This is a genomic window from Vibrio artabrorum, from assembly GCF_024347295.1.
In the GTDB taxonomy this organism is placed as follows: domain Bacteria; phylum Pseudomonadota; class Gammaproteobacteria; order Enterobacterales; family Vibrionaceae; genus Vibrio; species Vibrio artabrorum.
In genome coordinates, this window is the sequence record NZ_AP025458.1 from 2,969,825 (window position 1) to 2,992,589 (window position 22,765).

General features: G+C 45.7%; 15 protein-coding genes, 1 tRNA gene, 2 rRNA genes and 2 pseudogenes. 8 read left to right on the forward strand and 12 right to left on the reverse strand.

Annotation, left to right across the window (positions count from 1 at the left end):
* Positions 1-34 precede the first annotated feature (34 nt).
* Together OCU36_RS13465 and OCU36_RS13470 are read left to right on the forward strand one after the other, a co-directional pair.
* Complete coding sequence (locus OCU36_RS13465) at positions 35-1,576, forward strand: COG3650 family protein (protein WP_261838395.1); 1,542 nt, start codon at positions 35-37, stop codon at positions 1,574-1,576.
* A gap of 2 nt (positions 1,577-1,578) precedes the next feature.
* The gene (locus OCU36_RS13470) at positions 1,579-2,214 is read left to right on the forward strand and encodes a tRNA-uridine aminocarboxypropyltransferase (protein WP_261838396.1); all 636 of its coding nucleotides are present in this window, start codon (positions 1,579-1,581) and stop codon (positions 2,212-2,214) included.
* A gap of 90 nt (positions 2,215-2,304) precedes the next feature.
* On the opposite strand, the pseudogene OCU36_RS13475 reads toward OCU36_RS13470, so the two are convergent.
* Positions 2,305-2,472, reverse strand: a pseudogene (locus OCU36_RS13475) (EAL domain-containing protein); the annotation flags it as partial.
* 102 nt (positions 2,473-2,574) lie between these two features.
* Between OCU36_RS13475 and tnpC the strand changes: the two are divergent.
* Positions 2,575-4,001, forward strand: a protein-coding gene (gene tnpC, locus OCU36_RS13480; RefSeq protein WP_261838397.1) for an IS66 family transposase whose coding sequence is annotated in 2 segments (ribosomal slippage) — positions 2,575-2,767 and positions 2,767-4,001 — 1,428 coding nt in all. Because the reading frame shifts where the segments join, the coding sequence is not laid out codon by codon here.
* 47 nt (positions 4,002-4,048) lie between these two features.
* On the opposite strand, the pseudogene OCU36_RS13485 reads toward tnpC, so the two are convergent.
* The 7 genes and pseudogenes from OCU36_RS13485 to lptM all read right to left on the reverse strand — a co-directional run.
* Positions 4,049-6,379: pseudogene (locus OCU36_RS13485) on the reverse strand (bifunctional diguanylate cyclase/phosphodiesterase); the annotation flags it as partial.
* 146 nt (positions 6,380-6,525) lie between these two features.
* Complete coding sequence (gene yigB / locus OCU36_RS13490; protein ID WP_261838398.1) at positions 6,526-7,242, reverse strand: 5-amino-6-(5-phospho-D-ribitylamino)uracil phosphatase YigB; 717 nt, start codon at positions 7,240-7,242, stop codon at positions 6,526-6,528.
* Positions 7,243-7,255: 13 nt separating this feature from the next.
* A complete protein-coding gene (gene xerC / locus OCU36_RS13495; protein ID WP_261838399.1) occupies positions 7,256-8,188 on the reverse strand; it encodes a tyrosine recombinase XerC in 933 nt (310 codons plus the stop codon).
* The gene (locus tag OCU36_RS13500; protein WP_261838400.1) at positions 8,157-8,855 is read right to left on the reverse strand and encodes a DUF484 family protein; all 699 of its coding nucleotides are present in this window, start codon (positions 8,853-8,855) and stop codon (positions 8,157-8,159) included. The genes xerC and OCU36_RS13500 overlap by 32 nt, the downstream gene beginning before the upstream one ends.
* A 44-nt stretch (positions 8,856-8,899) precedes the next feature.
* Positions 8,900-9,730, reverse strand: coding sequence for a diaminopimelate epimerase (gene dapF, locus OCU36_RS13505; RefSeq protein WP_261838401.1), 831 nt, complete (start codon positions 9,728-9,730; stop codon positions 8,900-8,902).
* A gap of 11 nt (positions 9,731-9,741) precedes the next feature.
* Entirely contained in the window at positions 9,742-10,995 is a 1,254-nt protein-coding gene (lysA, locus tag OCU36_RS13510; RefSeq protein ID WP_261838402.1) for a diaminopimelate decarboxylase, read from the reverse strand.
* Between the two features lie 42 nt (positions 10,996-11,037).
* Positions 11,038-11,154 carry an LPS translocon maturation chaperone LptM gene (gene lptM / locus OCU36_RS20160; RefSeq protein WP_408059468.1) on the reverse strand — a complete coding sequence of 39 codons (117 nt, stop codon included), beginning with the start codon at positions 11,152-11,154 and terminating at the stop codon, positions 11,038-11,040.
* A 75-nt stretch (positions 11,155-11,229) separates the two neighbouring features.
* Between lptM and cyaY the strand changes: the two genes are divergently transcribed.
* A complete protein-coding gene (cyaY, locus tag OCU36_RS13520; protein ID WP_261838404.1) occupies positions 11,230-11,544 on the forward strand; it encodes an iron donor protein CyaY in 315 nt (104 codons plus the stop codon).
* Positions 11,545-11,609: 65 nt separating this feature from the next.
* Here the strand turns inward: cyaY and OCU36_RS13525 are convergent, their stop codons facing one another.
* Positions 11,610-14,138 carry a class I adenylate cyclase gene (locus OCU36_RS13525; protein WP_261838405.1) on the reverse strand — a complete coding sequence of 843 codons (2,529 nt, stop codon included), beginning with the start codon at positions 14,136-14,138 and terminating at the stop codon, positions 11,610-11,612.
* Positions 14,139-14,482: 344 nt separating this feature from the next.
* On the opposite strand from OCU36_RS13525, the gene hemC reads away from it, so the two are divergent.
* The 4 genes from hemC to OCU36_RS13545 are packed head-to-tail and all read left to right on the forward strand — an operon-like array spanning position 14,483 to position 18,570.
* Positions 14,483-15,421, forward strand: a complete 939-nt coding sequence (gene hemC / locus OCU36_RS13530; protein ID WP_261838406.1) for a hydroxymethylbilane synthase — start codon at positions 14,483-14,485, stop codon at positions 15,419-15,421.
* A gap of 2 nt (positions 15,422-15,423) precedes the next feature.
* Positions 15,424-16,152, forward strand: coding sequence for a uroporphyrinogen-III synthase (locus tag OCU36_RS13535; protein ID WP_261838407.1), 729 nt, complete (start codon positions 15,424-15,426; stop codon positions 16,150-16,152).
* Positions 16,153-16,171: 19 nt separating this feature from the next.
* On the forward strand, positions 16,172-17,389 hold the full coding sequence (locus tag OCU36_RS13540; RefSeq protein WP_261838408.1) for a uroporphyrinogen-III C-methyltransferase: 1,218 nt from the start codon (positions 16,172-16,174) through the stop codon (positions 17,387-17,389).
* Positions 17,389-18,570 carry a heme biosynthesis protein HemY gene (locus OCU36_RS13545; protein WP_261838409.1) on the forward strand — a complete coding sequence of 394 codons (1,182 nt, stop codon included), beginning with the start codon at positions 17,389-17,391 and terminating at the stop codon, positions 18,568-18,570. The genes OCU36_RS13540 and OCU36_RS13545 overlap by 1 nt, the downstream gene beginning before the upstream one ends.
* Positions 18,571-19,404: 834 nt before the next feature.
* Here the strand turns inward: OCU36_RS13545 and OCU36_RS13550 are convergent.
* The 3 genes from OCU36_RS13550 to OCU36_RS13560 form a co-directional block, all read right to left on the reverse strand.
* Positions 19,405-19,481, reverse strand: a tRNA-Asp gene (locus OCU36_RS13550).
* A 67-nt stretch (positions 19,482-19,548) separates the two neighbouring features.
* Positions 19,549-19,664, reverse strand: a 5S ribosomal RNA gene (rrf, locus tag OCU36_RS13555).
* Positions 19,665-19,799: 135 nt separating this feature from the next.
* Positions 19,800-22,693 (reverse strand): 23S ribosomal RNA (locus tag OCU36_RS13560).
* Positions 22,694-22,765 lie beyond the last annotated feature (72 nt).

Genomic DNA, 22,765 nt, shown 5'->3' on the forward strand with positions numbered 1-22,765 from the left:
ATCCAATTAACGCTCGCTCTGAGGAAGATATAACATGCAGGTAATAAAAAACCCAGTCATCTGGCTGGTCGCATTTGCTTTACAAGGCTGCGTAACCGCACCAGAAGCCCCAAAAAAGCCACAACGACCACCCGCAACTTTAGATAAACCTCAGAGCATTCAACCGCAAACTTTTATCATGCGAGGTCAAGTGGTTGTTGGCCATGAAAGCCGAACGTTTACCCCTTGCGGTAGCCAACAGCAGTTCTGGCTAGACTTATCTCCAGAGCTCGCTCTAGAAGCTCAAGGGCTAGTCACTAGACCTTATCAAACCTTATACGGTGAGCTAATCGGCCATCTAACTGTGCCGAGCCAAACGGGATATAATGCTGACTTCGCAGCCCGTTTCGTGGTTGATCAAGTCAATGTTCTAACGACCGAGAACTCGAATCGTTGCGACCAACCACTGCGCTCGACTCGTGCATTTGGCAATGAACCATTCTGGTCGGCCACTTTTAATAACGATCAGCTTAAATACACTAAAATGGGGGAAGAGCCACAGCTTCTCAATATTGAGTCAAGCCGCACCACAGCAAGCTCTCGTGATTACCAATTGCAAGGCAACACAGAACAAGACTCACTTAACCTCAAAAAAGAAAGTTGTAGTGATGGTATGAGTGATTCTATCTATGGATGGCATGCCAAGCTTAACCTCAATGACAGTAACTATAATGGCTGCGCGACGGTCTCTAACCAAGATCCAACGCTGGACTGGAGCGGGATCTACTTTGCCAGCTCGACGCAGAACACTGGCTTCTCTATCCACCTTAAACTCAATGATGACCACAGCGCCATCACGACTTATTCATACCGCAGTGGAGAGCCTTCTATTGTTGAACAGGGCTTCTGGCAACAACTCAATCCAAATCAAGTACAAGTCGTGATGACTCGCCACCAGCAGCAATATCTAATCTCCGAGCGCATCTTCACACTCGATAACGGCAAACTGATCGCTGAAAAAGAGAAAGTGGGCAACGTTGTTTACCCTATCGCTAATGGCGGTCTGGTGTTGTTCAGTGCCAAGAGTGTACCAGCGCCAGTAAATACGACGACCGTTGATCTAACCGCAAAACAAATCAACTCGAGTGATCAACTTGATCCAAAAGTCGACCAAGCGATCCGTGAATATTTTAAGATCAACAACAGCTCACCTGACGATACCAAGTACCGCTGGTTAACCTACGACCTCAACGGGGATGGTAAAGAAGAACTGTTCGCCCAACTCGACTGGTGTGGTTCTGGTGGCTGTACACTGCTTATCTTTGAAAACCATCAAGACAACTGGCGCTTCAACAGCCGAGTGACACTGGTAAAGGGCGACATACGCTTAGCTAAATCGCAAAGTCATGGCTGGCAGGATCTGATCTTCAATGTCAGTGGCGGCGGTGCAACACCGGGGAAACACATACTGACATACTCTGGAGTCAGCTACCCGCTGAACCCAAGTGTCGCACCAGTTGCCGAGAATACTGAGATCAGTGATGTGGTGTTGTTTGCTGATGGTATTTCACCCGCTCAACGTGGAGTTAAGCTATAAACATGAATCATCAACAAGCTTGCTCTAGTTGTGGCTTCACTCACCAATGTATTTGTCACCTGATACCTAGTGTTGAAAGCCAAATCGATCTTGTACTGCTGACTCATCAGAATGAATTATCACGCGATACCAATACCGGAAAGCTGCTTCAGCAATCCCTTCAGCAGTGCCAGTCCATTGTATGGCAGAGGAAAACACCACCAGTTGAGCTAATGGCGCTGCTTGACGATGGCACACGACAACCGTTTCTTTTGTTCCCAAGCGAACAAAGTATCGAGTGCCAGCAAGCTGTGATGACCCAAGCCAAGAGTCGTAAGCCGCTATTCATCATCTTGGACGGCACATGGCAAGAAGCGAAGAAGATGCTTAACAAAAGCTCATGGTTACAAGCCATTCCACACGTTCACTTCGATATTACCCGCGAATCTTCATACACCTTGCGCCGCAATCAAGACAGTGGCCACTTGTGTACCTGCGAAGTGGGCATTGAGTTACTCCAGTCTTTAGGTGAAAGCGAACCTGCCAAGCTAATAAATGACTACTACCAACAGTATCTAAAAGTATTCCACGCTGACAAATGTGGCCACGCTCTCAAATCGATCAAGCAGGAACGTGAGAAAGCAATAAACCGAGACTGAAAACAAAAAGGGTGAACCATAAGCTCACCCTTTTTACATCACACTTTAATGCTTAAACCAACGAGTGTTTCACGTGAAACGCTTGCTCCATCAAAACAAGCGCTGAGGCTGACCAAAGTAGTAACCTTGTAGGTAATCAACGCCCATATCTTCAGTAATACGACACACTTGTTCATTGTGTACAAATTCAGCCACCGTCTTAGCATTCAGAATCTGACATAAACCCACCAGCTGCTGAGCTATCTTGCGTTGCTTTTTAGTAAGTGTTCACCAAACCCTATTGACATAAAAACTGTGACCTCTAGCACTTGATCCCACTTTAGGTATTGAGTGATCATTTTTGAGCTTCATCATAGTTATATGACTAGAAAAAAAGCTCCTAAATACCAAGACGCACCACCTAAAATCTCTGATCTGAATGAGGCTAAGGTGCTTATTGATGAGCTGTGGGAACAGCTCCGGCACTATGAAGATAAGCTTACCACTAGCTCCAAAAACTCTTCAAAATCGCCCTCATCAGACAGTCCTAAAGATCGCCATGAGCGAAAAAAGATGAAAGCTCTGGTGGTCGCAATTCGAGAGGAGCTAAAAAAGGCCACACAGGGCATCAACGAAAACTTTCCCCGTTAAAAGACACGGATATCATTATTGATTGCTTCCCTGATAGTTGTCCTTGTTGCGAACAGTCTGACATTGATGTTCATGACGGCCCTTACTACCGACACCAAGTCTTTGATATTCCCAAGCCCACTGTCGATATCACCGAATACCGTTTATTTTCAGGTCAATGTCGGCACTGCAAAGAAGCCGTCAAGGCTCAAAAGCCTGACGATGCATCGCAAGGGATTATAGGGCCGAACTTATTAAGTTACATTGGGGTTCTTGCGGGGCAATATCACCTCAGTGTTCGAAAAATCCAATCTCTTCTCAAAGAACAGCTTGGCACAACCTTTTCAGTTGGCGCGATCAGCGAAGCTCAAACGAAAGTCGCTTCAATGCTAACGCCATTACATCAAGCGATAAAACAAGCATTAAAGAAAGCGCCTTTGATTCATGCTGACGAGACCTCTCATCACCGAAATGATGAACAAAGCCTTCGCTGGTGTTGGTTAGTGGCAAGTGATGACCTTGTCTATGAGCAAATACTTTATTCGCGCTCGACCTCATCAGCGAAAAAGGTCATTGATGAAGACTATGCAGGCATTGTGGTCAGCGACCAGTGCCCTAGCTATAACTGGATAGCCGCAGACCGTCATCAGTTATGTTGGGCACATGTGAAGCGTAACCTTCAGCAAATGGCGGATTATAGTGGCGGTGGCCACACCGCTTATATTGGCAGACATCTTTGTTTGCTGACGAACGCCATTTTCCATACTCGGCATCGTTATGAACAAGATGAGTTAAATTATGCGCTGTACTTACGAAGAATGCGTAGGTTGCAGAAATCGTTCGATCATTGGTTGAGCAAAGGGACTGATGTCATGGTCAAGCGATATCGGGGGCGATGCAAGTTACTGCTCAAACATAGAGAGAGCTTGTGGGTTTTCCTCAAGAAAGCGTCAATCCCCTTAACCAATAATGAAGCTGAGCGATGTATTAGAGGTTTTGTAATCCAAAGGAAAATCAGCTTCGGAACGACCTCGGATGCAGGCGATAAATTCCGCAGTAGGATACATACCCTCATCGAAACCTGCAAAAAACGTGGCTTGTCGACAATGTCAGTGTTGAGTGAGATCATCACGGCTGTTGTGGCGAAGAGACCGTACCCCAACATCTTTGATCTATAGGCTGTTCCCCCCGTTAATATCGAGTCAAGTTACCTTGGTGAACGATTACGCTTTTTATCTTTATCAATATTGCGAATTAAACTGCCATCAAGCTTGATCACCTGTGGTTCTAGCTTCAATATCTCATCAATGTTTGAGTAGCCTGAACCAAAATCATCCACAATAATATTCACACCAAGATCGCGGAAGTGATTACACACCTCGATCATGCGACCATAATCTTTGATCTGTTCTGACTCCAAAACCTCTAGCCCAAGTCGAGTCGGATCGTTCATACCACTTATCGCACCCTCAAGAACCTCAAGCGTCTTATCGTTCAACAAATCTTGTGGTGATAGATTGATAGAGAACGCACTCTGTTTATCTGCCATGTAACCGATCGTACTTTTAATCATGTGTCGACTAAGACGTGAGTACAGGTGCGTGTCGGCAATCATGGGTAAGAACTTCCCCGGCAGTACAATGGTCCCGTCCAACTCTCTCATTCTCACTAAACACTCTTGGCTAATCACTTCGTGAGTACTCGATTTCACAATCGGCTGAGAGTACGTAAGAATGTTCTTATCTAAAATCGCCCGACTTACACAGCCTAACCAACCTAGCTGCTTTTTACGGTCTTCCTCACGCACTTGAATATCTTTGGCGTTAGTGATGGGAGAGTGGTTCCGAACACCATAGCGTCGAGCGTCGATCGCTTTCAATAATATCTCATCCCCGCTGTCATCTAAGAAATCACAGCGACTGGCAAATCCCCCATACAGAGAAACTGACAGGTAATTGATATCCGTTAAGCCATAAGGCTCAAAATTAATATGTTCGATATCATCAGTGAACTCAACGAAACGTTCTTTTATCTTTGCGCTCTCAACACTGGCGTTAAAGATAATAGCCCACTCTCCAACACCGATACTGAACAGTTCAGCCTGCACACCAGGCTCTTCCACTACACAAAGCTTGATAAAGCGATTCGACAGATCAAGCAGTAACTGATCACCTATTTGATAACCGTATATTTCGTTCACTTGATGAAAATTCATGAACTTCAACGTTAGTAAGTGCTCACTACACTGTATGGTATTGAGACGCTCCTTCAATACGATACGGTTCGGCAAGCGGGTACGTGCGGTAATACGGTAGCTCTCAGTTAAGCGACGCGTTTGTTGGTGAAGCCTGTTCTCCATTTGAGTATTCATACTGTCGAGATCAGCAACGGCATTTTTGACAAGATTAAGAAATGGCGACATCATTGAGGCACACTGGAACTCTTCATTACAAAACTCTTTAATCTCGTCAGATTCTCGCATCGCAATGTAGGTGAGATTGTGGTGAAGAATATCTTGATGGTCTCCATGACGATACAGTTCGCCCATGCAGTAGGCTCCACACGGGTTTGCTATCCCTTCAAATGGCTTAAGATCCAACTGACTATCAATAAATTGAAGTCGAGAGACACAATTATAGATGATCACGGATTCAGGCTGATGCATGGCAAGTACCTTGGCACCATGATGGATGTTTTCTGCGCTCATAGAAGGATGGTTATAACAAAACTGCACCTCTTCACCGACATGCCAAGGGCTATCAAACTCGATACTGCCATCATTATTTAGGCGTAGAGGCGTCGAGATACTCTTCTTTCTGCCAAATTCTCGATAAAGTGGAAAGCTCATCAACTGATTAAAAGGGAGATCTTTGCCATCGGCAAGGTAATGTTTGAATACTTCAATAGCAGGCTTACCATTCAACGTATACAAGTGATTCCCCACCGCATGTGTCACTTGCAGCTTCATCCCAATCGGACTCCACTCAGAGTACGCGTTGGTCCAAACCTTCAATCTAGGGTTCGTCAGAGCGACTGCCACACAAGCATGTTGATAGGTGTGCTCGTTATGCATGACCCAACGACCATATTCAGTCTCCTGACAAAGCCCACCGGCAATCGGCAACGCATAAGGCAGGTTTTCAAAGGCGCTATAAATAGGATAATCATGCCCTTCTACCTGATCGCACAAACTGATGACTGTTTTTGTGCTTTCGGTAAGGCGCAGTTGAAAAGCTAAATCGTGGCTATCTTGATTTGGGTTGCCCGTAAAAGGCTGAACCGCAGACGTTAAATGGGTTTCATTAAACTCACTGATGATGACTAAAGTACATGCACTTTCAAGGCAATTGTCCGAGATGACATAGCGAGCACTTTGACCGATTAGCGTCGCATTATTTAAACGCCTGAGGGCAACACTCACGATTTGACGAGCAAGATATGAAGATTGGGCGGAGAAAATTTGAATCAGGTACTGTTTATTGTCACACCACTCTTGTTGAGAAAATTGAGCATTAAATAGCTCTTCAGTATTTGCAAGAAATGTAAATGTTTGCATTCCAACCTCTGTTCAAAATCAAGTGAAGTAACAACTTGTGATTGCTGTGACTAAAATGAATAGATAAAAAAGAGTCAACAATTATTCTAAGCAGGGTTTTTAAAATATCACTATCAAAATGACGATACAGCAAGCTCATCGATCAACTAAATTAATCGCATCAGGTCACTCAGTTGAGCTATCTCAATATCGGGCAGTACGCTTACCTTTGCAGATTGGTACACATTAGAACCCGTGTCATTAAACCAGCACGCTTGGAAGCCATTTTGCTTTGCTCCGTAGACATCCGTTCTCAGGTGATCGCCAATATGAAGAATATTCTCAGCGTCACAAGCTAGGTATTGCTGAGCTTTATCAAACATATCTGGGTAGGGTTTTGCTCTGCCATCTGGGCCGGCTTTAAGGATTAATTGAAAGTAGTGCCCTAAACCAATTTTATATGGGTCAACATTGCCGTTGGTAATTGCAACCAGAGGAATACGTTGACTAAGCTCAGTCATCACCCGGTGCGTTTCTTGAGGCACATCAACTTGATTACGCAGCCACAATGCATGCTCTATTCCCTTGCGGGCCGCTTGTTCTGCTTGCTGCAGAGAATACCCCAATTGCAGCAAACCACTCTTAATTTGGGTTTCACGCCACACGGTGACATCATGCTTTAACTCTGGGTTTTCCAATGCGACGCGTTGCTTCACAGCTTGCCACTCATCCAGCGACAAAGAAGCGGACACCGGGTGCTTTCGATACAGCCACTGGGCCATCTCTTTCTCAACCTTCATGATCACAGGCCAGTTGTCGTACAGGGTATCATCCAAGTCAAAAGTCATCGCTTTAATGACTTTCAACCCTCGATAAATTCGCATAGTAAACCTTAATCTAATCTTTGCTCTTCTTACGCGCTCTTGGGTGAGCTTGATCGTAAGCTTGTGCTAAATGTTGGAAGTCTAAGTGAGTATAAATTTGGGTGGTCGAGATATTTTCATGGCCAAGCAACTCTTGCACAGCACGAAGGTTTTGGCTTGACTCCAGCACGTGTGTAGCAAAGGAGTGACGCAGTTTATGTGGGCTAATATGACTGGCAACGGCCTGCTTCTTACCCCACTCTTCCATACGCTTCTGAACACTGCGATGAGAAATACGGGTCCCGAGTTTAGAGACAAATAATGCGGTCTCACCCGGCGAAGCCAATTCACCGCGTACTTTTAACCATTTATCGACCCACTCTTTGGCTAATCCTGAAAACGGTGCTTTGCGTTCTTTATCGCCCTTACCAATCACTCGGATTTCGCCCTGCCGAGCCAACACATCTTTCAAGTTGATACCGACCAGCTCGGCTAATCGTAACCCCGCACCATACATCACTTCCATCATCGCTCGATCACGAATTGACAGTGGATCGTCCTCATTCACATCGAGCAGTTGACCCACCTCGTCCACGTCGAGGTTTTTAGGCAAAGGGCGTTGTTTGCGAGGTGCTGAGACCCCTTTGGCTGGATTAGCGGTCATTTCGCCACGCAACACCAGGAAATCAAAGAAGCTGCGCAATGAAGATAAGCGCGTTGCAATGCTGCTCGCCTTCATTCCCTCACGCATGCCTTTACTGGCAAGTTGTCTGACCCACGCCGCATCAACTTGTCCCCAGTCTTTCACCCCTAACGTAACTAAATGACCGGCCATGGTTTCAAGTTGTTGTTTGTAATTACGTTGGGTGTGTAGGCTGAGTCCCTTCTCACTTCTCAGATATTCATAGAAGCGAGAAAGTGGCGTTTGAAGACTGTTAGGAAGAGGTATTTTGGGCTCTAGGCTCATTATTTATCTGCCAAGGTAAGGTGTCCGCCAGATGCGCGACAACAAGCGCTAAATGACGTAAAAAGAGCGTATCCATATGGGGTTGAAAATGCCCGCCATCTTCACTAGAAAAGGCGAGTAAACCCAATGGAGACGGCTTAGCAAGCGGTAACACTACATAAGAGCCTAGCTCTGGAACTGGGTAATCACCAAACAAATCGTATCTATCGGCTTTTCTCAAGCGCCCTAAGTAAGCATCTTTGCCATTAAAATGGTTAAGCGAAAACTTCGAGTACCCTTCGGCATTCAGCTGATAACAGCCTGATTGCGATAGTATTCGTATATAGGCTTTAAGCCCAAGCTCTAACGCTTTTTGCTCAACCGCTTTAATCACCTGCATGAAGTCACTGCATTTCAGCACGTGAGCTTGCAGATCCATAAACTCATAGAAGGTTCTATCGTTATTCGCTGCCAACGACATCAAACCCGTGATCTCTTCTTCTAGCTCTTCGATTCGATGACGCTGGCGTTTCAGCTGCACCTCAACCAAAGATACAGCGCCCTGCTCAACGTTGTTGATTGCAAGGCGATCGACCAAATCTTTTCGGTCTTGGAAAAAATCAGGGTGATCACGTAAATATTCCGCGACCACTTCTGCGGTAAGTGTATCGGCTTCAACGTAAGACAAAACCTATCCTTTATTTATATGACGCTATTTATTATGGCGTGTTATTAGCAAGAGAGTTGACCATCAAACACATGCGTTGCAGGGCCTGTCATAAACAGAGGTTTACCTGGCCCTTGCCAACTAATCTGTAAATCACCACCAGGTAAACGAACCTTCACATTCTCAGCCAGTAAGCCTTGAGTAATGCCAACGGCAACTGCGCCACATGCACCGCTGCCACAGGCCTGAGTTTCACCCGCACCGCGCTCGTAAACACGCAGGCGAACTTCTTCACGGTTAATGACCTGCATAAAGCCAGCATTAACACGCTCAGGGAAGCGTTCGTGTGATTCAAGTAGTGGGCCTAAGGCATCTACATCCGCCGTGTCGACGTCATCGACCACGGTCACCACATGTGGGTTACCCATGCTTACCGCACCACAGAACAAGGTGTGTACATCCGTTCTTAGAATATACGTCTTCTCTGGCTGCTTCGCCTTAAATGGAATCTTGCTTGGTTCGAACTCAGGAATGCCCATGTTCACCGTGATCAGATCATTCTCTTCAATCTTGAGCACCATTTTACCTTTTTTGGTGCTGACATGGATGCTGTACTTATTCGTTAAGCCTTTCATGCGAACGAATCGTGCAAAACAACGAGCACCATTCCCACACTGCTCTACTTCACTGCCATCGGCATTGAATATGCGGTAATGGAAGTCCGTTTCTGGATCATAGGGAGCCTCAACCACAAGTAGCTGATCAAAGCCCACGCCAGTGTGACGATCCGCCAAACGACGGATCAAATCTGGAGAAAAGAAAATATTTTGAGTAATGCAGTCCACGACCATGAAATCATTGCCCAAACCATGCATTTTAGAAAAGTGGAAGTGCATAACGCTTAAAATTACTCCGGAATAATGTTTTCAAGTTCCCACAGACTCGTCAACTCTTCACGCTGACGAACCAAGTGAGTTTTATCGCCATCCACCATCACTTCAGCCGCACGCGAACGAGTGTTGTAGTTGGATGACATCGCGAAGCCATAAGCACCCGCAGAACGAACAGCCAGTAGATCGCCTTCTTCAAGCACAAGGTCACGATCTTTGCCTAGGAAATCCCCTGTCTCACAGATAGGACCAACCAAGTCGTACGTCACGGCTTCACCCTGACGAGGGATCACTGGCACAATATCTTGCCAAGCTTGGTAAAGTGCCGGGCGCATCAGGTCATTCATTGCCGCATCAATAATGGCAAAGTTTTTATACTCTGTTGGCTTGAGGAACTCGACTTGCGTTAATAGTACACCAGCGTTGGCAGCAATCGCTCTGCCAGGCTCGAAAATCAGCTCTAGATCAGAATGATTGGCTAAGCGAGCCAATAAGGCTTTTGCGTAGTCAGAAGGCTGTGGTGGTAGTTCATCACGATAAACCACACCCAAGCCACCGCCAACATCAAGGTGTTTGATGTTGATACCGTTGGCGCGTAGCTGGTCAATCAGTGCAAGTAGGCGATCGGTAGCATCAATGAAAGGTTCGATATCCGTTAACTGAGAACCGATGTGGCAATCAATACCGTGGATAGATAAGTTATCGAGTGTTTTTGCAAATGCATAGACGGCAGGCGCACGGTCAAAAGCAATACCAAACTTGTTATCACGCAGACCCGTAGAGATATAAGGATGAGTGTTGGCATCAACGTCTGGGTTGATACGCAGTGATATCGGCGCTTTAACACCCAGCTCACCAGCCACTTTATTCAGTCGCTCAAGCTCTGGCTCAGACTCTACGTTGAAACACTTAATGTTCAACTCAAGTGCACGCTTCATTTCAGCGGCTGTTTTGCCAACACCTGAGAACACGACCTTAGCCGGATCACCACCGGCTGCAACCACACGCTCTAACTCACCACCAGAAACAATGTCAAAACCCGATCCCAAACGCGCAAGTGTATTCAACACGCCAAGGTTCGAGTTAGCTTTAACGGCATAACACACCAAGTGTGGATGATCACCAACTGACGAATCAAACGCATTCCAGTGGCGTTCTAATGTGGCACGAGAATATACATACAGCGGGGTACCATATTGCTCTGCTAATTGTGAAAGTGCGACGTTCTCAGCCCAAAGTTGGCCATCTTCCTGATAGTTGAAGTAATCCAAAGTTCTTATCCCTTATAAATAACGATTTCTGCGTGTTTTCACTTATTGTGATGGTTCAGTCTGCTGCACAGGATCAGGATTGTACAACGGACCCGTTTGACCACAACCAGAAAGCCCGACAACGGACACCATAAACAGAGCGGTAATTAATTTTTTCATTTTGCATATCGTGATTATTAACTCAATGCCCCCTATAATCGCACCACACTCAGGAAAAGCAATAGGATAGAAAGGATGAATGAGACTGAATTTCATCAGTTGGTCGATATACAGATGCAAAACATCGAAGAAGCTATCGATGAATCAGAGGCTGATATTGATTACGAAGTGACTGGCAATGTGATGACGCTGGAATTTGAAAACCGCAGCCAAATCATTATTAACCGCCAAGAGCCCATGCGTGAGATCTGGTTAGCGTCTAAATCTGGCGGCTTCCACTTCAAACTTATCGATGATAAATGGACATGCTCTAAGACAGGTATAGAACTGTTTGAGATGGTCAAAGAAGAATGCGTGAAGCATGCTGGTGAAGAGATTAACTGGGTATAAATGTTTTATACAAAATAAAAAGGAGTGAATTTACCACTCCTTTTTGTCCCTTTCTCGCAAAAGCCCTAGATATTGACTATCTTTGAATTTCGAGAAGACAAGGTAGCATCATTGCGGTAAGGCACAACATAAGAATGGCCTTCTTCCGGATGAACAATTTGATAATACTGAGGCAGATTGAAATTAATCAACTTAGATGACACATTCGTTTCATCTTTTACTGAGGTGTAGAAAGAGTTCACGCTTGCGATCATCACATCTTTCTCACCACTGTACTGGTGATACATCTCAACTTGATTCGATTCATCCAAAACATAAATATTGAAGCCTTTCTCCGTGTCTTCAAAGAAGAACTGGATTAAACCCTCACTTGCAAAACCATCAACCACTTCCGGTAATTGATACTCTTGCTCTTTGTCCAACATCTGTAAAGGTGAACCTTTCAGTTTGTTGGTTGAAATACTTCGGTAAAAATCAACCGAGTTTTCCAGCATCTGTACCGACACGCCGCGACGCTCGAAAAACAGACCAAACATCTTGTTCGCTAAACGGATAGCCTTAAAACGACGACGTTTTTCAGGTTCAATCGGTTTCAATCGCAAATCAATGCATTCAGCCAACAGTTGGTACACCATGTTACGCATCACGCCACGTAGATTTTTGCTGTAACAGAACACATCGACTGATTCTGGCGGTAAAGCGTCTTGGTGCATTTTACCCAAGACTGTTTTAAGGGCATCTAACATCGCGGTATCCCCCTGGAAATGAAGCGTACGTACTTCATGCCAAGAGTTACGATAAACCAGATCAACACTGCCGACTAAACTCTTGCCTTCCTCACCAAAACTGAAAATATCGGTATTCTTAAGATCTACCTTCAATTCCCGAGGGCTTAATTCAGACGTCGGATCATTTTCAAAGTTGATAAACATTGCCAACTGACTTATCTCACACGGACTCGCCAGTGCTTGCATACTTGGGCGGCGCTTACGCAAAGAAAACGTATTACGCAGGTCACTGACCATTTGATAGAACTTATCGATATCAATGTGGGCATCACGAACCACAGAGTGCAAACGTGTCGATTCAGTAATCAAACCATTAAAGAACGACCAAGCAACCAATTTACTCAAGTACTCATGGTGCTCTAGAGAAGGTTGCCCCAAAATACGGTGCGCAATCAGCGGCTGTTTATACAAATACCAACCCGCTTTGTTGGACTGACTCTGACGAACTTCAATAAAGCTCAAATCAGGTTCGTGGAGATCCGGGGAGATCTGCGGATTCAGTAGCGTCACTTTGCCGGGTAAAACCTCAAACGCAGCATAAAGCTTACGCGCCAAGATACTGATATCTTGTGGGCTAATGGCTGAAGTAATATCGTTACGGCGTGCAAACTGAATCAAATTACGATAACTCAACATCAATGCATCAAGCAGTGCATGGTGCACCACTTTAACCTGCTCGACCTTCCAATTACGACGATTATCAAGTTCCGCAATGGTTTCATGCCCCCAGTTCCAAGACTTCGTCATCTCGGTTAAGGCTTCACGACGCCACAACACAGAGCCGATATCCGCTTCACGTGACAATTTCTCGTGAGTCTTAAGGTAAAAACAGCGTCTCACTAAATCCAATCGAGTATGGTCATTAATACGCTCTAAATAGCGTGTCACCTTCTCTAACATCAGATAATAACTATCCATGCCGTACAGATCAGGCTCATCAGCGAAGAATCGACGCTTAGTATCAATACTCAGCAATTGAGTATTTGGGTATTCCCATGAATAAGCTTCTAACAGGATCGCCTTCAAAACGGATTTATACGGTGAGTCGATACTCTTATAGAGTTGCCATAAGTTCGAACCAAAATACTCTTCCGCAGGAATGCGGTTTAGCTTACCGAAATCAATCCACTGCGAGCAATCAAGATAACCATCCTGACATAAGCCTTGGACATATTGGTCATAACACTCCTCCATTTCAGGAGGAATAATCTGCCACAACAACCGTTGGCCAGCTAAACGAACAGCTGAACGGTAGAACTCATCAAGCAGCAATAAATGCTGTGAGGATCCACAGTTATCACCGGTCATCTCTTCCGAGTGGTTCGAGCGGAAACGCTTTTCATCCATCAAGAAGAAGTTGGCTTCAACCCCCAAAGTTTCAGCCCAATCAGTAATAAGCAGACATTTATTTGTCAGGCTATCGCGTGATGCACCATCCATATCAGAAGAAACACATACCCAAATATCGAGATCACTTGAGGTACTTTGGCCAATAGAGGAGGTGCTCCCCATGGTATAGAGACCAAGGATTGCAGGTTCAGCAGATTCGGTTAGCTTGCCACCCAGCGTCAATTCGGTATCAGAAACAAATTGCTTTTGGAATGCGTTCAGCGTGAAGCTACGAATGCCAAAAGGAACTTGTTGATCGAAATAACCGGGCATCATGGGATGATTGAAATGAAGCAGTGCAGGAATAAGATTAAAAACTCGTTGGCTTTGCACACTCATCAGCGCCAACGCACGCTCAATGCGTTGTTGATTTAGATTGTCTAATCGTTGAATCAAAGTCTGAGTGTAAGCCTTCAAGGTAAGTCCTTGGTTTGAGATAAAATGCACTTCTGTTTAGTTACTGAACGAATTTGGCAACAAAACGTGATCAATTTAACACTTTCACCCTTAATGGTAAAGCAAAGGAATCCGTCTTAATGGCCAATTCTTTAAAGACAAAAAGTTAAACTCACGGCGCCGTAGTGTCCTCTTTATTGACTATTTCTAATAATAGCCCATGTTTCAAATGAGATGCCAATCACACTATTTTGGCGATATTATAAAAATATCAAAGCGATCAAAGTATGGAATGATCAAACAGTAAGAATTTTTACCTCATAATGGTAGGATTAAGCTATTAAAGAATCTATGCCGGAAACACCATGACAAATTCAGCACCAATCCGTATCGCGACCAGAAAAAGCCCTCTTGCCCTTTGGCAGGCGTACTTTGTCAGGGATGCACTTCTAGCGGCTCACCCTGGTTTAGAGGTTGAGTTGGTTACTATGGTGACCAAAGGTGACATCATCCTAGACACCCCACTCGCAAAAGTAGGGGGGAAAGGATTGTTCGTTAAAGAGCTTGAAGTGGCCATGCTAGAAGGTCGTGCTGATCTCGCGGTTCACTCAATGAAAGATGTCCCTGTCGACTTCCCTGAAGGTCTCGGTCTGGTAACGATCTGTGAGCGTGAAGATCCTCGTGATGCTTTCGTATCAAACACTTACAACAATATTGATGAACTACCACAAGGTGCTGTTGTGGGTACATGCAGTCTTCGACGTCAATGTCAGTTATTGGAATACCGCCCTGACCTCATCATCAAAGAGCTACGCGGCAACGTTGGGACTCGTCTCGGTAAACTCGATGACGGTCAATACGATGCGATCGTACTGGCGGCGGCTGGCCTTAAACGTCTAGAGCTAGAAGAACGTATTCGTAGTTTCATCGAACCAGAACAGTCTCTACCGGCTGTAGGTCAAGGCGCTGTTGGTATTGAGTGTCGTCTTGACGATGAACGTCTAATCAAGCTTCTTGAGCAGCTCAATCACCAAGACACAGCCGATCGAGTACTTTGTGAACGTGCAATGAACCTGACCCTAGAAGGGGGCTGCCAAGTTCCTATCGGCAGCTACTCACTATTAGATGGCGACACAATCTGGCTGCGTGCGCTTGTCGGTGAACCCGATGGTTCTAAAATGGTTCGCGGCGAGATCTCAGGTTCTCGTCAGGATGCTGAAGCGCTGGGTGTGGCTCTGGCAAATCAACTGCTGGATGACGGTGCGAGAGAGATCTTAACGAAACTCTACGCAGACCAAGAATAATCATGACTGTGTTGGTAACTCGTCCCGGTTCAGAGGGAGAATTGCTTTGCCAACAACTCGCGGATGAAGGGATTCAGGCTATCCATCATCCGCTGATTCGTATCGTGCATAATCCAGATTCAGTGGATTTAAGCCCCTTAATCAATAGCAGTGATATCATCATCGCAGTCAGTCACCATGCTGTGACCGCTGCCCAAAACATCCTTTCGAAGACTTCTTTTATTTGGCCCACTTCGGTGCTTTATCTTGGCGTTGGTCAAAAAAGTGCGCATATTTTAAGCAAAGCCTGCAAACAAAAAGTACACTACCCTCAAGTTAGTGATAGTGAACATTTGCTTAAACTGACTGAACTGAAGAACGTAGAAAATAAATCTATTTTGATACTACGTGGCAATGGTGGGCGTGAACTCATCAGAGACTCTTTACTCGACCGAGGTGCACAAGTCTCTTATTGTGAGACCTATCATAGAGAATATATTCCCATTAACGACCACAATACCTATCAAACATGGATAGACAAAAACATATCCAAAGTTGTGATCACGAGTCTGGAACAATTGGAGTATCTCTACTCAATCACCCCTGATGAGTATTTGGCTTGGCTTTCAACAAGACAACTGTTTGTCCCGAGCCAACGAATAGCAGATCGAGCACAACAACTCGGCTTCTCAAACGTGACCAATACTCAAAGTGCGACGAACCAAATATTACTGGCTGCTCTCCAGCCTTAGCTAGAAACAGGAAATAAGCATGACAAGCAAAAAAAATAACGAGCATATTGAACCTGAACAGAAACAAGACATTCAGCCAGTAGTTACTGAAAACGAAAAAACTGAATCAACAGAGACAAAACAACCAAAGCACAAACTTAATGCCTCTGCGTCAAATACCGCGCAACCTCAAGCAGAACATAAAGAGCAAATAGAGAAAGCAGAGAAGCAAGGCAAACGAGGTGTCAAACTGGGCGCGATTGCGATCGCTATTTCTGTTATTTTCAGCGGCGGTATTGCGTTTCAAATGCAGCAAAAAAGCGCTGAATATTCAAAACAAATCGCCGCTCTTCAAGCACAACTGAAAAATACCCAATCAGCAGTAAATAAAGACCTGCAAACCATCAAGCAAGAGACTATCCAAGCAACTGCACACGCGGTGGAGAAAACTCAAGTCGTACAATCTCAACAGCAGAAGAGCATTCAAAGCTTGCAGTTGGCAGTGGCTGATGTGAAAGGTCGTCGTCCAAATGATTGGTTACTGGCTGAAGCCGATTACCTCGTAAAACTCGCAGGACGTAAACTGTTCCTTGAGCATGACGCTGTCAGCGCAACCAAATTAATGGAAAGCGCCGATCAACGTATTGCAGCGCTCAATGACCCAAGCTTGGTATCACTGCGCCAATCAATGACCAACGATATTACTAAGCTTCGCACGATTCCTCTGATCGACCGTGATGGCTTAGTTCTCCGCATCACAAGCCTACAACAGCAAGTCGATACGCTACCGCTTGCCAATGCGATTCTACCTGAAGCTGCGGTAGTGGAGAAAAAGGCAGTCTCGCAAGATATTAACGACTGGCAGAATAATCTGCTGACGTCGATAAAAGACTTCTCAGAAAACTTCATCACCTTCCGTAGCCGCGATGGTGAAGCCATACCGTTACTCTCACCAGAGCAGCACTTCTACTTACGTGAAAATATCAAAGCCAAACTGGAGACCGCCATTCGTGCCGTCTACAAAGAGCAAAGTGATATCTATACTACAGCTCTACAAACGGCTAATGAGTGGTCAAAGTCATACCTAAACCAAGATAGCAACTCTGTAATTGAATTTGAGAAAACAATCAAGCAGTTGAGAGAGCAAAACATCTCCGTGAAATACCCTGTAAAACTTGAATCTCAACATGAATTGTCAGACGTAATACGCGAACGCCTACGTCGTGAAGTCACCGTTATGACCACGGAGGAAAAATAATGATTCGTTGGATTTTTCTTTTTCTCATTCTAGGTGCAGGACTGGTAGTTGGAACTCAATTCTCAGGTCAGCAAGGCTATGTCCTGATCTCTATTGCGAATAAAACCATTGAAATGAGCGTCACAACTCTGGTTATCTTTGTGATTGCTGCTCTCGCAGCTTTATTCGGATTAGAGTACCTATTTAAAAAGCTTGTTAACGCAAGTTCAACGACTTGGAACTGGTTCAGTGTACGCAAACTTAAACGCTCTCGTCGTTATGCCAATGAAGGCATCATTAAACTTCTAGAGGGTGACTGGAAAGGCGCAGAGAAAAAGGTTACTCGCTGGGCTAACCATCACGACATGCCTCTACTGTGTTATTTGGTTGCTTCTCAAGCAGCACATGAACAAGGTAATATCAGTAAGCGCGATAAATACATCGAACTTGCGAGCCAACAAGATAATTCATTGCTTGCCGTTGAGCTCACCAAAGCGAAACAACAAATCAGTGATTCGAACTATGAAGCGGCATTCGATACGCTGTCAAACCTAAAGCGTTCGTACCCAAATAACACCGCTGTGCTTGACTTGCTCAAAACCACTTACATACATCTTCAGCTGTGGCAGCCATTATTGGAATTAACGCCTAAGCTAGCTAAAAACAAACTTCTTACAACTGATGAACACATTGAATTAGAGCAAAAAGCGCAATGCGGCTTACTTCACGATGTCGCTCAGCAACAAGGTAGCGAGGGGTTAATCAGCCATTGGAATAAGCTTTCAAGGAAGAAGAAACAAAATCCACATCTTATTTCATGTTTTGTAAAACAGCTGATCGCACGTAAAGCCGATTCAGAAGCCTTCACAGTGATTAAAGAAAACATTGCTAAGAGCGGCTCAAATGACCTCTACATGCTCCTACCCGAGCTTAATCTAGCCGATCACCACCCAGTTGTGGTGATGCTAGAGCGCGCTATCAGTAAAGATGCGAGCAATGCCGAAGCACATAGTGCATTGGCTCAATTCTACCTAAGAGAGCAGAAGTGGGCAGAAGCACAAAACCACCTTGAAAAAGCGTTGGCACTTCGCTCAAATGTATCGGATTACGGGTACCTATCTGATGCACTAGAAAAGCAGAACTTAACCAAAGCGGCTCACGAAGTTTCTCGTAAAGCGCTCGCTCTGGTTCAGCCGGCTTAAACCGATACAACGAACATGAAGCCGATGCCTAGCATCGGCTTTTTTGTATCGGCTACTTACCCCTAGATAACTTCTACAATAGCTATAAACCAAACGCCTCGAACCCTACCCATCCAATGCCACTAAACCAACTAATCATGAAATTGCTCAATCGAGCCTCTCAAACAGACGGAGAACGACTTTAATTGTATCTGTATGTCGTTTAAACAAGCCCATAGAAGAGACTCAGGGGGAGTCATAGAGAAAAGGGATAGCTTTAAGCCCAAGAGTAAATGAGTCTCACCTTAAGAGAAGGCGTTTAAAGATATTTACCCGCAGACAGATGCCCACTTAATATTCAAACGATAAAAAGCTTAAAACCGACCTTTACGTAGCTGCTCTATTGAGTCAATTCTTTGAAGTAGAAGAGTAGAGCAAGTGTTTTCAAACCAACAAAACCGAGTCAATAAAAGCGAGGCTTCTTTATCAACCAGCTCTGTTTACTAGGAACTACACCTCTCTGAGACACTCAGAAGGTTATTCATAGAGGCGATTACAACATCGACTAGCGTAATTAAGCCCTATTAGAAAGAACAGGGCCATTATAATAAGTGGCGAAATACCAGAGCTTGTGATCAACGAAAAACGTTTATACAAAACTCGAAGACGAATAATAAAACACATATGCCGGAAACGACGAAAGCCTAATCGTCAGACTAGGCTTTCTAATATATGCCGGAATAGCATCAAGTGCAGCGGCTCGGTGCCTTTACAACACTCATACAACCTAACAACAAACACTTTTCTTCAAATGCAAAAAAGCCCTGCTATTTCTAGCAGGGCTTCTCTAATAAGTGGCGGAGTGGACGGGACTCGAACCCGCGACCCCCGGCGTGACAGGCCGGTATTCTAACCAACTGAACTACCACTCCGCAGTGGTCAACTCACTAAGTGAGCGTCCATATCTCCAGGTCGGTCAACCTAAAGATTTAATTTAAAGCCTGGCGATGTCCTACTCTCACATGGGGAAGCCCCACACTACCATCGGCGCTATTGTGTTTCACTTCTGAGTTCGGCATGGAATCAGGTGGGTCCACAATGCTATGGTCGCCAAGCAAATTTTGCTTTTACTTTCAGTTTTTTAAAAACTGAAGGCAAAATAATCTGGAAAACTGATTTAAAAGTCTATCTCTTCAAACGCATTCAAGGTCTGGTCTTTCTTTGAGTCCACAAAACCCCTTGGGTGTTGTATGGTTAAGCCTCACGGGCAATTAGTACAGGTTAGCTCAATGCCTCGCAGCACTTACACACCCTGCCTATCAACGTCGTAGTCTACGACAACCCTTTAGGACACTTATAGTGCCAGGGAAAACTCATCTCAAGGCTCGCTTCCCGCTTAGATGCTTTCAGCGGTTATCGATTCCGAACTTAGCTACCGGGCAATGCCATTGGCATGACAACCCGAACACCAGAGGTTCGTCCACTCCGGTCCTCTCGTACTAGGAGCAGCCCCTTTCAATTTTCCAACGCCCACGGCAGATAGGGACCGAACTGTCTCACGACGTTCTAAACCCAGCTCGCGTACCACTTTAAATGGCGAACAGCCATACCCTTGGGACCGACTTCAGCCCCAGGATGTGATGAGCCGACATCGAGGTGCCAAACACCGCCGTCGATATGAACTCTTGGGCGGTATCAGCCTGTTATCCCCGGAGTACCTTTTATCCGTTGAGCGATGGCCCTTCCATTCAGAACCACCGGATCACTATGACCTGCTTTCGCACCTGCTCGAATTGTCATTCTCGCAGTCAAGCGGGCTTATGCCATTGCACTAACCACACGATGTCCAACCGTGTTTAGCCCACCTTCGTGCTCCTCCGTTACTCTTTGGGAGGAGACCGCCCCAGTCAAACTACCCACCAGGCACTGTCCGTAACCCCGATTCAGGGGCCAACGTTAGAACATCAAAACTACAAGGGTGGTATTTCAAGGACGACTCCACCACATCTAGCGACGCGGTTTCATAGTCTCCCACCTATCCTACACATGTAGGTTCAATGTTCAGTGCCAAGCTGTAGTAAAGGTTCACGGGGTCTTTCCGTCTAGCCGCGGGTACACTGCATCTTCACAGCGATTTCAATTTCACTGAGTCTCGGGTGGAGACAGCGTGGCCATCATTACGCCATTCGTGCAGGTCGGAACTTACCCGACAAGGAATTTCGCTACCTTAGGACCGTTATAGTTACGGCCGCCGTTTACCGGGGCTTCGATCAAGAGCTTCGACCGAAGTCTAACCCCATCAATTAACCTTCCGGCACCGGGCAGGCGTCACACCGTATACGTCATCTTACGATTTTGCACAGTGCTGTGTTTTTAATAAACAGTTGCAGCCACCTGGTATCTGCGACTCTCGTCTGCTCCATCCGCAAGGGACTTCACTGATAAGAGCGTACCTTCTCCCGAAGTTACGGTACCATTTTGCCTAGTTCCTTCACCCGAGTTCTCTCAAGCGCCTTGGTATTCTCTACCCGACCACCTGTGTCGGTTTGGGGTACGATTCCTTACAATCTGAAGCTTAGAGGCTTTTCCTGGAAGCATGGCATCAATGACTTCACTACCGTAGTAGCTCGACATCGTATCTCAGCGTTAGTAGCGGTCCGGATTTACCTAAACCACCCGCCTACGTACTTGAACCTGGACAACCGTCGCCAGGCCCACCTAGCCTTCTCCGTCCCCCCATCGCAATTGTAAGAAGTACGGGAATATTAACCCGTTTCCCATCGACTACGCCTTTCGGCCTCGCCTTAGGAGTCGACTTACCCTGCCCCGATTAACGTTGGACAGGAACCCTTGGTCTTCCGGCGAGGGAGTTTTTCACTCCCTTTATCGTTACTCATGTCAGCATTCGCACTTCTGATACCTCCAGCAGCCCTTACAGACCACCTTCAACGGCTTACAGAACGCTCCCCTACCCCACATACCCTAAGGTACATAGCCGCAGCTTCGGTGTATAGCTTAGCCCCGTTACATCTTCCGCGCAGGCCGACTCGACCAGTGAGCTATTACGCTTTCTTTAAATGATGGCTGCTTCTAAGCCAACATCCTGGCTGTCTGAGCCTTCCCACATCGTTTCCCACTTAGCTATACTTTGGGACCTTAGCTGGCGGTCTGGGTTGTTTCCCTCTCCACGACGGACGTTAGCACCCGCCGTGTGTCTCCCGGATAGTACTTACTGGTATTCGGAGTTTGCAAAGGGTTGGTAAGTCGGGATGACCCCCTAGCCTTAACAGTGCTCTACCCCCAGTAGTATTCGTCCGAGGCGCTACCTAAATAGCTTTCGGGGAGAACCAGCTATCTCCAGGTTTGATTGGCCTTTCACCCCTAGCCACAAGTCATCCGCTAATTTTTCAACATTAGTCGGTTCGGTCCTCCAGTTGATGTTACTCAACCTTCAACCTGCCCATGGCTAGATCACCTGGTTTCGGGTCTAATCCTAGCAACTGTACGCCCAGTTAAGACTCGGTTTCCCTACGGCTCCCCTAAACGGTTAACCTTGCTACTAAAATTAAGTCGCTGACCCATTATACAAAAGGTACGCAGTCACACCACGAAGGTGCTCCTACTGCTTGTACGTACACGGTTTCAGGTTCTATTTCACTCCCCTCACAGGGGTTCTTTTCGCCTTTCCCTCACGGTACTGGTTCACTATCGGTCAGTCAGTAGTATTTAGCCTTGGAGGATGGTCCCCCCATATTCAGACAGGATATCACGTGTCCCGCCCTACTCGTTTTCACTGATTATGATGTGTCGGTTACGGGGCTATCACCCTTTACTGCGAGACTTTCCAGACTCTTCACCTGCATCATTAAAAGCTTAAGGGCTAATCCAATTTCGCTCGCCGCTACTTTCGGAATCTCGGTTGATTTCTCTTCCTCGGGGTACTTAGATGTTTCAGTTCCCCCGGTTTGCCTCCTGTTGCTATGTATTCACAACAGGATACGTACTTATGCACGTGGGTTTCCCCATTCAGGAATCCCAGACTCAAAAGGTTATTACTACCTAATCTGGGCTTATCGCAAGTTATTACGCCTTTCATCGCCTCTGACTGCCAAGGCATCCACCGTGTACGCTTAGTCACTTAACCATACAACCCGAAAGGGTCTTGTGTATGATACAAATTTGCTTTCACTTTTAAAAAGTGAAGACAAAAAGCAAC

Coding starts and splice junctions, on each gene's coding strand:
- OCU36_RS13535 (WP_261838407.1), top strand. CDS start 15,424: ATGACTGTGTTGGTAACTCGTCCCGGTTCAGAGGGAGAATTGCTTTGC.
- OCU36_RS13540 (WP_261838408.1), top strand. CDS start 16,172: ATGACAAGCAAAAAAAATAACGAGCATATTGAACCTGAACAGAAACAA.
- OCU36_RS13465 (WP_261838395.1), top strand. CDS start 35: ATGCAGGTAATAAAAAACCCAGTCATCTGGCTGGTCGCATTTGCTTTA.
- dapF (WP_261838401.1), bottom strand. CDS start 9,730: ATGCACTTCCACTTTTCTAAAATGCATGGTTTGGGCAATGATTTCATG.
- lptM (WP_408059468.1), bottom strand. CDS start 11,154: ATGAAAAAATTAATTACCGCTCTGTTTATGGTGTCCGTTGTCGGGCTT.
- OCU36_RS13470 (WP_261838396.1), top strand. CDS start 1,579: ATGAATCATCAACAAGCTTGCTCTAGTTGTGGCTTCACTCACCAATGT.
- cyaY (WP_261838404.1), top strand. CDS start 11,230: ATGAATGAGACTGAATTTCATCAGTTGGTCGATATACAGATGCAAAAC.
- yigB (WP_261838398.1), bottom strand. CDS start 7,242: ATGCGAATTTATCGAGGGTTGAAAGTCATTAAAGCGATGACTTTTGAC.
- xerC (WP_261838399.1), bottom strand. CDS start 8,188: ATGAGCCTAGAGCCCAAAATACCTCTTCCTAACAGTCTTCAAACGCCA.
- hemC (WP_261838406.1), top strand. CDS start 14,483: ATGACAAATTCAGCACCAATCCGTATCGCGACCAGAAAAAGCCCTCTT.
- OCU36_RS13545 (WP_261838409.1), top strand. CDS start 17,389: ATGATTCGTTGGATTTTTCTTTTTCTCATTCTAGGTGCAGGACTGGTA.